Source organism: Enhygromyxa salina, from assembly GCF_000737335.2.
GTDB classification, from domain to species: domain Bacteria; phylum Myxococcota_A; class Polyangia; order Nannocystales; family Nannocystaceae; genus Plesiocystis; species Plesiocystis salina_C.
The window spans coordinates 168,715-180,689 of record NZ_JMCC02000002.1; the positions used below are offsets into that span (position 1 = coordinate 168,715).

General features: G+C 67.1%; 9 protein-coding genes. 3 read left to right on the forward strand and 6 right to left on the reverse strand.

All coding sequences use genetic code 11. The features are described 5' to 3' along the window. Positions 1-41 precede the first annotated feature (41 nt). Complete coding sequence (locus DB30_RS01465; protein ID WP_146657813.1) at positions 42-1,877, reverse strand: lysyl oxidase family protein; 1,836 nt, start codon at positions 1,875-1,877, stop codon at positions 42-44. Positions 1,878-2,005: 128 nt separating this feature from the next. Here DB30_RS01465 and DB30_RS01470 point away from each other — a divergent pair, with 128 nt between their 5' ends. From DB30_RS01470 to DB30_RS01480, 3 genes are all read left to right on the forward strand, one after another. Next, positions 2,006-2,602, forward strand: a complete 597-nt coding sequence (locus DB30_RS01470) for a hypothetical protein (protein ID WP_052546141.1) — start codon at positions 2,006-2,008, stop codon at positions 2,600-2,602. A 52-nt stretch (positions 2,603-2,654) separates the two neighbouring features. Then, positions 2,655-3,557 (forward strand): hypothetical protein, encoded by a 903-nt coding sequence (locus tag DB30_RS01475; protein WP_052546142.1) that lies wholly within the window; start codon positions 2,655-2,657, stop codon positions 3,555-3,557. Between the two features lie 178 nt (positions 3,558-3,735). Further along, positions 3,736-5,133 carry an NHL repeat-containing protein gene (locus tag DB30_RS01480; protein ID WP_146657815.1) on the forward strand — a complete coding sequence of 466 codons (1,398 nt, stop codon included), beginning with the start codon at positions 3,736-3,738 and terminating at the stop codon, positions 5,131-5,133. A 369-nt stretch (positions 5,134-5,502) separates the two neighbouring features. On the opposite strand, the gene DB30_RS01485 is transcribed toward DB30_RS01480, so the two are convergent. From DB30_RS01485 to DB30_RS01505, 5 genes are all read right to left on the reverse strand, one after another. Next, positions 5,503-6,435 carry a class I SAM-dependent methyltransferase gene (locus DB30_RS01485; protein WP_165703582.1) on the reverse strand — a complete coding sequence of 311 codons (933 nt, stop codon included), beginning with the start codon at positions 6,433-6,435 and terminating at the stop codon, positions 5,503-5,505. 63 nt (positions 6,436-6,498) lie between these two features. Beyond that, positions 6,499-7,167 (reverse strand): peptide-methionine (S)-S-oxide reductase MsrA, encoded by a 669-nt coding sequence (gene msrA, locus DB30_RS01490; RefSeq protein WP_146657816.1) that lies wholly within the window; start codon positions 7,165-7,167, stop codon positions 6,499-6,501. 79 nt (positions 7,168-7,246) lie between these two features. Continuing rightward, positions 7,247-8,437: a pyridoxal phosphate-dependent aminotransferase gene (locus DB30_RS01495; RefSeq protein WP_146657817.1), complete on the reverse strand. Its 1,191-nt coding sequence runs from the start codon at positions 8,435-8,437 to the stop codon at positions 7,247-7,249. Between the two features lie 348 nt (positions 8,438-8,785). Further along, entirely contained in the window at positions 8,786-10,852 is a 2,067-nt protein-coding gene (locus DB30_RS01500; protein WP_052546147.1) for a sensor histidine kinase, read from the reverse strand. After that, positions 10,849-11,975, reverse strand: a 1,127-nt coding sequence (locus tag DB30_RS01505) for a sensor histidine kinase (protein WP_240480137.1), incomplete at its 5' end; no start/stop codon positions are given. The genes DB30_RS01500 and DB30_RS01505, both read right to left, overlap by 4 nt.

Here is an 11,975-nt window from a genome sequence, read left to right on the forward strand (position 1 = left end):
GTTTGAATTCGACAACGCGGGCCCGGGCGTGGGCAGGTCCGCTATTCGGGGATGATAACCGGGAACTCGATGACGTTGTTGGTGTAGTCGCGCTCGTTGAGCATCGGCTGGGCGTGGGCGGGGCGCGGCTGATTCAGGGCGATGCGCAGCATGTAGTCGCCCGGCGGCGTGTCCGTCACGTCGACCCACTGACACGGCAGGCCAGCCTCGTAGACGTCTGTGAAGCCGCGGCTCACGCCCTGGTTCACGCAGTCAAACTTTGGCAGCTCGAACGGCCAGGCCCAGCTGATCTGGTCGAGCAAGCAAAACGCCTGCTTGTGGCCGGTCGCAACCACGGTGTCACCCTCGAGCAGCTCGTAGCGCGCAAATTCGTCAAAGTGATAATGATCATGACACGCACTATAGTGAAAGAGCTCGGGCAGGTTGGCGGGGACCCCGAGCGCCATGTCGGTGGACCCAATGTTGGGGGTCGCGGCCGTGAACAGCATGACCGTGCGCCACCCGGTTGATCCCACGCAGCCCTCGAGCAGCTCGCAGGTCGCGTCGCTGATGAAGATGTCGGTGAACAGCGGCTCGATGAAAGTTGGGTCGACGATCAGATCGGGCGCGTCGCAGCCGAGCGGACCGTTGCCAGGATCGGCCGCCGTCGCGGGCGGGTTGTCGAAGTCGAGGCCGGGCACCGGCGTCTCGCACCGGTAGACCCCAAGGTTGACGGCCCCCTGCAAGCAACACAGCAGCTCGTTGGGGCAGGGGTTGGCCAGGGTTGGATCACACGCGCCGCCGGGCGCCGGGCTACACACGCTTGGATCGTCGTAGGCGTGGACCGAGACCGAGTCGATCGCGGCCTCGAGGATTCCAGATCCCTCGTCGGTCGCGGTGATCCGCAGCCGCGAGCCCGCGGCCATCGGCAGCCCGCACGCCATGTACTCGCGCGGGGTCCAAGCATTGAGCGCGAGCTCGCTGGTGGCGGTCTCGAGCAGCTCGAGCTCGTAGGCGTCGTGACCGTCCGGCGCTGCGGCGTTGGGAACCAGCAGCTCGACGTTCAGGGCCGGGCCCGACATCACCTCGGACTTGTGGAAGAACCGGTGCAGCCGCACGCTCGCCGTCGCGGCGCCGCTCAGGTCGAACGGTGGCGAGGTCAGGATCGTGGCGCCGCCCGAGACGTCGGCCTGATCGGCCAGCCCGCGCGGGTTGAAGCCCGTGAAGTAGCAGCTGGTCCCGCCCTGACACACGCCAGGCTGCGAGCGCACGCCCTCGTCGAACGCTTCGTTGGGGTCGCCGCGGACCCACGCGCCCGAGCTTGCGTCGCCCGATAGCGTCCAGCCCAGATCCTCAGTGAAGGGATCCACGAACACGGTCTCGCTGAGGCCGTCGCCGACCGTGGAGAAGGTCCACGCTTCGCTCTTGGGCGAGCTGCGGGTTGGATCATCGAGCTCGAAGGCCTGGACTTGCCACTCGTAGCTGCGCTCGAGCGCAAACAGCAAGGGCCCCACGCACGGGCCCTCGTAGCCAGCCTCTGGCTCGAGCACGCCGCCGCTGAGCACGGTGTCGTCAATGAACACGCGATAGCGCAGCGGCTCGCCCTCGGGATCGTCGACCAGGTTCCAGCACAGCTCGGTCTCGATCGGCAGCTGCGTCGCGCCATCGCTGGGGCTGCTCAGCGTTGGCGCAGGCGGGAGCTCATCGGGGCCCGTGTCGGTCGCGGTGCCGCTCGTGTCGTTGTCGTCCCCACTAGTGGTTCCAGTGTCCGACCCCCCGCTCGACCCGTCGAGATCGGTCGGATCGCCTTCGTTTCCGCCCGAATCCGCGCAACCAAGCGGCGCCGCCGAGACCGCGAGCCAGACAGCCAGTCGCAAAACCGTGCGAGGGAGCTGCACACGCGCAGTCTAACCGTCGTTGGCCGGTTTCTGCCGTGTCCCAAACGACCACACGCGAATCATTGCAGTATCGCAAAAAGATCAGGACAGCCATTGGATTTTGTCCGAAAGGACAGTAGTGTGTCCCTATGGCCACCAAAGTCTCGTTCGAGGGTAAGCGCGAGCTTCGTTGGTTGATGGTGGGCCGCTGCTTGATCACCTACTTGGAAGAGGAGGTCGAGTTCAGCGACGAGCTGTGGAACGAGTGGATGGAGGTGATCGGGCGGCCGGGTGTGGAGGCCGTCATGCTCTGCTCTTGGGGGGCAACCCAGCCCTCGCATCAGCAGTGGCGACGCGTGACCCGGCTGATGCGAGAGCTCGATCTGCCCGTCGCCGTGGTCACGGCGGATCGGCACAACCTGGCGCTGGCCAAGGCCGCGTCGTGGCTCGGAACCAACATCGAGTCACATCGGTGGACGGAGCTCGGGGCTGCCGTCCGCGCCGTGGGTCTTGGCGAGCAGGCAATATCTGCGCAGGCACGGATCATCGCGTTGCGTGATCGCTTCGGTGCCAGGACATCCGCGGCCGAGGTCTTCGCTGGCACCGAGGCACCAGCGGCGAACGGCATGCCCTTCACCGCCTCCAGCGAGTTGGTGTACGAGCACAGCGAAGACATCCAGACGCGACTCGCCCAGGTTCAAGCTCGGCTGCAGGCCCACCAGGTCCACACCAACGCGCCGGACTGAGTGGCACGCGGTCAATGTAGTTCCGCGCCAATTTTGTTAGTGTTTCGCAGCCATGAGCGCGCGTAACTGGACCAAGTCGTCGCGGTTGTTTGCTGCGCTCGCGTGCGCGGGTGCGTTCGCCTGCGGCACGCCCGGCTCCGATGCGGGCGACTCCGATCAGAGCGGCGAGTCGGCGAACGCGACTGGATCCGAGACCCATGACGGCCACGGCGATGGCGACGGTGACGGTGATGGTGATGGTGACGGTGACGGCGACGACGGCAACAGCGGTGGCGAGTGCCAGCTGTACGCGGCCAACGACTGCATGGATCCCATGCTCAAGTGCATGCCGTGGTCCGAGAAGCCCGATCGGATCCCCGACGCGACCAAGTGCTGCGCGCTGTCTGGTGCGCCCGTGTCGTTGGGCGATCGCTGTGAGGTCCAAGACTACGACGGCAGCTGCCTCGACGACTGCCCCGAGGGCACGATGTGCGTGGTCGACAGCCTCGATGATCTCGAGGGCTACTGCCAAGTGTTTTGCGAGGCCGGCAACGCCGACAGCTGCCCCCCCGAAGAGATCTGCAAGGCCTTCTTCGAGATGATCGAGCAAGCCGAGACCGTGCCGCTGTGCATGGCTCGCTGCGATCCGCTCGTGCAAGACTGCGCAGCCAAGGGCCGGGCCGGGTGGTCGTGCCTGCCCGAGGGCGCGCTCTCACCCTCGTTCTTGTGCATGCCGCCCGCTTCGTCCTCGCCCAAGCTCGAGTACGACAGCTGCCTGCTCGCCAACGACTGCGCGGTTGGTCTTGCGTGTGTGCCGGCCAGCGAGGTGCTTGGTTGCACCGGGCTGTTCAACTGCTGCACCCGCTACTGCGACGTGACCGAGCCCGACGTCTGCGAGATGGGCAACGCGTGCATCGATCTCGACTCCGACGTCCCGGGCCTCGAGAACGTGGGCGTGTGCGCGGATCCAGTTTGAGCGGCGGGTGGCCCTGGTGGGGGCGGGCTGCTCGTGCTGGATCCGGGCTTGGTTTTGGTCTCGCTAGTCGCGCGAATCCGGCTCAGAGGCCCGATCGCTAGGAGTTTAGGCCCGCGCGTTCCGCTTGCTTGGATCTGGGCGACCGCTCACCGTAGGATGCGGGCGGGGTTATTTGATCATGAAGAAGACGGCGATCACTTGTTTCATTGGTATGGGCTTGGCGCTTGGCGGCTGCGGTGAAGGCGACGGCAGCGGCGACGCGTCCACCGGAGCCGATGGTGTCCCGACCTCGGCCGACGGCACGACCGGCGCGGACGGCAACGAAGACAACTCGACGACCAACTCGACGACCAACTCGACGACACCCGGTGACGGTGACGGCGACACCGGTGACGGCGACGGTGATCCCGGCGACGGCGACGGCGACCCAACCACCACCGGCGAGAACAACCCCAAGTGGGACCTTGGCACCGTGCCGGACTCCGCGTTCAACTGCGGCCAAGGTGGCGGCAACGGCAGCGACCCCGACTTCTCGTTTTTGTGGGCCGCCAACAGCACCCAGGGCACGATCTCCAAGATCGACACCAAGACCGTCACCGAGGTCGGCCGCTACATCGTCCGGCCCGACAGCAACGGCTCGCCCTCGCGCACCTCGGTCAGCCTCTCGGGTCACGTGGCCGTGGCCAACCGTAGCGGCGGCGTCACCAAGATCTACGCGCGCGAAGACTACTGCGAGGACACCAACGGGATGCCCGGCATCCAGACCTCCAACAGCAACCAGTTCCTGGCGTGGGGCCAAGAAGAGTGCGTGGCTTGGCACACGCCGATGAACTACCAGTCTCAGCGTCCGGTCGCCTGGGGCGCGGGCACCTTCAACGAGGGCAGCTGCGTGTGGGACGACGAAGAGCTGTGGACCTCGGGCACCAACAACAACGGCACGATCGACGTCTACGTGCTCGACGGCGAGGACGGCTCGACCAAGGAAATGGTTGCGATCCCAACCGGCGGCAACGGCTTGACCGCCAGCTTCTATGGGATCTACGGCGGCGCCGTCGATGGCAACGGTGACTTCTGGGGCTCGCAGCTGGGCAGCAGCGGTCGCCTGGTCCGGGTCAACCGCGACGACATGAGCTACGACATCTGGGACACGCCCAACAACGGCTCGTGGTACGGCATGACCGTCGACTCCGAGGGCTATGTGTGGCTGTGCAGCAGCACGGTCGCCCGCTTCGATCCCGCGGACGAGACCTTCCAGACCGCGAGCGTTGGCGGCTACACCGGCTGCATGGCCGACGCGGCCGAGGACGGACTGCTGTGGATGTCGACCGGCGGGCAGGGGGTCGTTGGGGTCAACCGCGACACGCTGATGGTCGAGAAGATGTGGAACGCGGGCGGGTCCTACGGGGTCAGCATCGACTTCGAGGGGTACGTGTGGACGGTGGCCTACGGGACCACGGCCAGCAAGATTGACCCGGAGACTGGGCAGTTTTGGACTTACAATGGGTTGGTTGGGGCGTACACCTACTCGGACATGACGGGCTACGCGCTCTCTAACGTCGGTACCCCTTCGGGGTAGTTTAGGACCCCCACAGCCGCTTTCGCACTTCGCAGGTCACTCGCTTCGCTCGCTCCCGGTGGGCCGCTTGTTCGCGGGGGCATGTGTGGCCCCCTAGAAGGGGGCTCTCGTCTGGGTACCCACGGCCACCGGGGGGCGCTCCATTCGTATTGAACCACAGGAGCTTCGCGCCTTCTGGGGACCCCCCGGCCGCCTTCGCACTTCGCAGGTCACTCGCTTCGCTCGCTCCCGGTGGGCCGTTTGTTCTCGATGGCATGATTGGCCCCCTAGAAAGGGGGCTCTTGTCTGGGTACCCACGGCCACCGGGGGGCGCTCCATTCGTATTGAACCACAGGGGGGTCGTGCTGCGGGGGGCAGTCGCTCGCTCGGCTATCGGAGGGCGCTTGCGATGTAGAAGACGAAGCCGCGGGCGGCGGTGAAGCGGTTGGCTTCGACGGCTTCAACGAAGTCGGTTAGCCAGCGGTGGGTGGCGGACCAGCCGATCTCGAACTGTTCGGGGGTGCCGTTGGCGGCGGCGTGGAGGCGGCGGGCGTCGTGCTCGGTGGCGGCGATGATCGAGATGCCTTGGCGGGCCCAGGCCAGCTCTTGGCTGATCGCCATGCGCATGCTGGGATCGGTGTAGGGGGGGACGAGCTGCATGCAGCGATCGTTGGTGTGGCAGCGGATCTGGGTGAGGCCGGCGGCGGCGAACAGGCCGGGGAGTTGGTGGCCGATGCGCTCGTCGCCCTCGCCGAGGGTGCGCTTGCCTTTTTGGCAGCGCTGGACGAAGCGGATGATCTCGACGGTGTCTTCGTCGCTGGTGGGGAGCGAGGTCCCGAGCAGGGCGAGATTGCCGGCGAGGTTGTCGGGCTCGCAGGTGATCAAGATCCCGCCGGGGCGCAGCACTCGTCGCATCTCGGCGATCACGGCGGCAGCGTCGGCGACGTGGATGAGGACGGTCTGACAGGTGACCACGTCGAAGCTGGCGTCGGCGAAGGGCAGGGCCTCGGCCCGACCGGTGACGAACTCGCAGCGAGGCCCGTGGGGGCGCGCGTTGGCTCGGGCGCGGGCGAGCTCGAGGAAGTTGGGCTCGGCGTCGACGCCAGTCAGACGCGCGTGGGTGGGCATGTGGTCGAGCAGGGTCAGACCCCAGTGGCCCGCGCCGCAGCCAACGTCGAGGACGTGGGCGCGCTCGTGCAAGCCCCAGCGCTTGGCCATGAGCTCGAGGAAGTCTTGGTTCCACCACAGATCCCGGTACCCGCCGTCAAATCCGGCGAGCTCGGCGTAGCGTTGTGGGTCGGCGTATTCGGGTGCGTCAGTCATGGTGAGGGGGACCATGGTAGCGAAAACGAGCACGCGCGCCTAAAACGGACGCGACCAGGTTGCCTACGGCGAATCTCCGAACCTGTTGACCGGAGTGTGGCAGTAAGGCTGCTTGTTGTGGTTGACGTAGTAGTTTTGGTGATAGTCCTCTGCCAGCCAGAAGCTCGCGGCCGGCTCGATCTTGGTCACCACGTCGTAGCCGCGCGCCTCGAGCCGCTGGATCAGCGCCTGCGCAGCCTCGCGCTGGGCCGGGTCGGTCACGAACACCGCGGACAGGTACTCCGACCCGATGTCTGGCCCTTGCCCGTTGGCCTGGGTGGGGTCGTGGATCTCGAAGAAGCGCTTGGCGACCGCCCCGTAGCTGACGCGCGCGGGATCAAAGTAGACCCGCACGGTCTCGAGGTGCCCGGTGGTCTCGCTCGACACGTCCGCGTACGAGGGATTCTCGAGGTGGCCGCCCATGTAGCCCGACTCCACCCGCAAGACCCCGTCGATCTGCTCCATGAAGTGCTCGACGCCCCAAAAGCAACCACCAGCGAAGTACGCGACGCCGCCGTTGGCCTCGAGCGTGGCGGCGTCGATCGGCGGATCCACGTGGCGGGCGAGCGCGACCTTGGGCTGCTTGGTGATCGGATCCGAGGTGCGGGCCGCGTCGGTCGAGGGGGAGCTGCAGCTGGACGCGAGGGGCAGCAAGAGCACAGCGAGGGCGACGGCGAGACGAGGTCGGCGCATGTGCCGAGTCTACGCCACCAACCTGCCAGTGGTTTCCGGGGCGCCCAGGCCAGACCAGGTCAGGTCAGACCCGGCTGGGTCAGCACCTGCACTCTTGCTCGACGCAGGCGACCACGCGGGACAGACCTTCGGCCAGCTCGTGGGGCCGCGTGAGCAGCGAGAGCACCAGGTGACAGCCCTGCATGTCGTAGAGCGAGCCGGGCTGGGCCCACAGATCGATGCGCTCGAGCATGCGCAGCACCCAGCCCTCGTCGTCGAGCTCGCCCAGGTGCGGGAGCCGAATGATCGTCGACCAACCGGCTTCAACCGGGAGCCGCGAGATCGGGCTGTCCTTGATCGCGGCGTCGAGGGTCTCGAGGTTGGACAGCATCCGCCGACGGATCCGGCCCTGCATGGTCTCACTCGCAGCAAAGATCTTGGGCAGCGCGTGCTGGACCGGGGTCGCGACGTTCAAGTAGGTGTCCGCGATGATCGCCAGGCGCGCGAGCGCGGGGCGGACCAGCTCGTCGGGTCCGCACGCGACCGTCCACGCCAGCTTGAACTGAGGCAGCGCGGCGACCTTGGACAGACCCGAGAGCACGAAGGTCAAGCACTCACGCTCGCCAACGACCGAACCAACGCGGCGCGGGCCGGGGTACAGCGGGTAGTCCGAGAACACCTCGTCGACGATCAGCGCGAGGTCGGCGTTGGTGCACAGGGTCTCGATCTGATCGAGCTCTTCATGGGTCAGGTACGACCCCGTCGGGTTGTTGGGGGCGACGCAGACCACGGCCTTGACCCGCGAGCCGTAGCGGCGAACCAGCTCGGCCATCGCGGCGGTGTCGATCCACCAGTGCCCGTCGAAGTTGACCGGGTAGCAGACCAGCTCCACGCGGGCGAGCTCGGCGAGGTAGTCGAGCAGCGGGTAGCTGGGGCTTGGAACCAGGATCACGTCGCCGGGATCGCACAGCAGCGCGAGCAAGTGGGCGTAGCCCTCGCTGGTGCTGGCCGTCAGGCACACTCGCTCGCCGCTGATCCGGGTGCCCCGGCGCCCATAGTAGTGGCTGGCGACGGCTTCGCGACCTGCCCGCAACCCGAAGGGCTCGGGCTCGTAGGCCATCGCCCGCGCGTCGAACAGCTCGGCGTAAAAATCTTCGTCGTAGGCGAGGTCGAGCGTCGTCGGGTTGCTGCACGACAAGTCGAGCGCCGTGCGTCCGCAACTTTGATGGTGAAGGCGCGCGTGTGCGAGCCGGTTGGGCGAAGCGTCCCATGCCGTCCGATGCGAAAACATGACTGCCAGACTATTGCATGTGATCACGGATGTGGTCGTTGCGAAATTGGGACGATATTCATGTGTGTCGTTTTGCCCCCATTCGATACCGAATCAACGACCGCGCGAATGACGACGTTTTGCTGTGACGTCCCTGATCCTTCGGACGAGATGTTGGGTGGAAGCTCGTTTGGCAACGTGTGATCGTTGATTGTCGAACTTGCGCATTCACGAGTGGTCGTACGAACAACGACGAGAACGGTGAGGCGCACGAACCGCGAGCGCAAACATGGCGCGCCCTCGCTTCGTGTCACCACCCCCGTGTAACCGAGTGGCGCGCGACCGCGGGACCCGAGCTGCGGGCCTCGCTCAGCTCTCACGGGGGGGCCGGGAAGGCACCCGCCTGCGTTCTAGCGCGGGCAGCCGCAGCTCGAAGCCCATTGCGGCCCGGCTGCCCAAGCTGCTACTCGAGCCTGCTTGGGTAGAGAGATTACCACCCTGCAACTCGATGATGCTGGTTGCGATCGGCAGCCCGAGCCCGAGCCCGGTGTGGCCCGGAAGCCGGAAGAACCCGCGCCGCGCTTGCTCGAGCTCCGCGAGGGGAACGAGCGCGCGTGGGCTGACGACGGAAATGACGATCTCGCGTCCGCCGCTGGGATCGCGTTGTGACTCACAGCAAATCTCGATTGTCCCGCTTTGCAGCCCCTCGGCGGCGAACAGCAGCACATTCTCCAGAGCCTGGGTCGTGCGGTAAGGGTCGGCGAACGCGGGCGGCAGTCCCGGGGCGAAGCTGGTCTCGAACTCGATTGGTTGATCGATGCGCACCCGCGCGCGGCGAATCGCGCGCGAGATCAAGGTGGCTGGGGGCGATGGCTCGCGGTGCAGCTCCATCCGCCCGGCCTCGATCTTGGCGGTATCGAGAATGTCGTCGATCTGCTGGAGCAGGTCTTTGCCCGTTCGGTGGATGGTGCCGACCATCTCGAGCTGTTGGGCCTCGAGCTCGCCCTCGATGCCAGTCGTGAGCAACTCGCTGAAGCCGAGCACCGAATTGAGCGGTGAGCGCAGGTCGTGGCTCATGTTGGCCAAGAACTGGCTCTTGAGACGGTCGGCTTCATGGCCGTGCTCGATCAGCACATACTTGTGGACGTTGGCGTCGGTGATGCGACTAACGAGGCGATCGACGGCCGCCACGAGCCCTCGCAGCTCCGCGGTGGCGAAGGTCTCGACCGCCATCGGCTCGGGGATCTCGCCGTCTGCGACCGCCGCGACTTGGCGGCTTGCACGCCCGAGATCCCGCTCGACGTCACGAAGCAGCAACACCAACGCGACGTAGCCAATGATCAGCGCGAGCGCGACAATCGCCAACCATGTCGATAGTGGCGTCGACGCGCGCGGGTGGAGGGCGACGTATGCGACACTTCGTGACCCTTCGTCGGTTGCGATTACATGATCGACGTGGCCGTCTTGGTCGAGATCAACCAACCCGCGCGCTTCACCAAGGTGATCCGGGACGCTGCCCAACCGCTCGGACGGGGTGACCAGACCCCGGTCGGGATGCTGGGTTAACATCCCGTCAATCGTTGAACGATCACCCGACCGCGCGGACCCGAGCAGAGCGAGCGCCGCACGCTCTGCCACCTCGCTCGCTTCGACGAGCGCAACCCGCTCGGTCCAGAGCGCGCCAGCGAGCACCGGGACGATCACGGCACCGAGCAGCGCGAGCCCAGCCGGGCCGCCAAGCCGCAGAACCAGGCTGCGACGGTTGGGCAGGGCGAGCGGATCTGGACGTGGCGCGGCCACGTATTCTGGCACCAGCATCGCGCGGATCCGGCTGGTCGCCAGGCTCACGAGCGGGGCGAGCGAGGCCAGCGAGAGGGTCACGATCGTGACGAGGGTGCCCGTGTCGACGTTGGCGCTGCGAGCGATCAACATGGCGACGGCGAGGGTTGCGACGGTCAGCCAGACACAGAAGCTCGTGGCGGCGATCCGCGGCATCGCCAACAGTTCGCGAAACCCGATCTCGACCTCGGGATCTGGATCCGCGGCGACCTGCGCCGGGCGAGCCTCGCTGGCTTGGGTGGTGGTTGCCCGCGCCCGGCGGTCGCGAATGATCAGCAGCGGCCACACCAGCAGCGAGGGCGCGCCCGCCAAGCCCAGCGGCAGCGGGCTCGGGCCAAGATCACCGTCAGGACGCGGCCAGCGAATTCGCGGGAGCCGCAGGGCCACGTGCACGGCGTTGGCAACCAGCGCTGCGCCTGCCAGGCCGATCATCAGGGGCAGGGTCAGCCCGCGCGAGAGGGCGGCGAGGGCCTGGGTCTCGAGGCTTAGCGCGACCCAGATCGCCAGCCAGCCAAGCTGAACCATACCGAGCAGCGCGAGCAAGCCGACGACGCGCTGCTCGACCGCGAGCCGGCCAAACACCGGCCGCGAGCTCATACCAACCCTCCGTGGGTATCGCTGCGGGTGTAGCTGTCGTCGAGGTCGAGCGGGACCTCGAGCGGCAGGCGCAGGGTGAAGGTCGAGCCGACCTCGAGCCGGCTCTTGGCCGACAGCGAGCCGCCGTGAGCCGAGGCGATCCGGCGGGCGATCGCCAAGCCCAAGCCGGTGCCCCGTTGCTTGCGCTTGGTCGCGCCGACTTGCTGGTATTCCTCGAAGATCGCCTCGAGCTCGTCGGCCGCGATCCCGACGCCGGTGTCCGAGACCGCGATCGCTACCGCCGCGCGCATGGGCTCGTAGCGAACCCGCACGCCGACCCGGCCGGCCTCGGTGAACTTGATCGCGTTGCTCAGCAAGTTGGTGACGACCTGGCCGATCCGCTTGGCGTCGCACACGACCGTGGGGATCTCGCCCTGAATGTCCGCGCGCAGCTCGACCCCGCGCTCGCGCACCTGCGAGCTGTGGATGTCGACGAGCTCGCCGACGAGGTGGCCGAGGTCGCACGGGGCGAAGCGCAGCTCGAGCTCGCCGCTCTCGATCATGGATAGATCCAGGATGTCTTCGATCAGATCCTGCAGCTGCTGCCCGCCGGCGAGGATCAGGCGGACGTCCTCGGCTTGCGACTCGTTGAGCTCGGTCTCGAGCAACAGCTGGGCGAAGCCGCGGATCGAGTTGAGCGGGGTCCGAAGCTCGTGGCTGACCGCGGCCAGGAACTCGCGCTTGGCTGCGTCGGCCTCGTGGGTGCGGTCGAGCGCGCGCTGGTAGGTGCCGACATCCTCGGCGAGCCGCGCCCGCAGACGCTCGAGGTTGGAGAACAGCTCGCCGACGGCGTCGAAGCTGGTGATGCGGACCGCGCTGGCCAGCGGGCGCGCGCGGGCGCCGGTCGTCTCTTCGACCGCGATGCTGGTGCCGGCGGCGTCGTCCCAGCCGATCGCGTCGAGCCGGACGGCCAGCGCTTGGACGTCGCGGCCCGGACTGAGTCCCGCGCTGGCGGCCGCGAGCGCGGCGACCACGACGACCGCGGTCACGCCGAGCAGCGCCAGCCACGAGCCCGAGTATCCGAACCAGTTCTCGCCCCAGTTCTGTGCGCCGTTGCTCCGGACGATCGCGTGGGCAAGCACCA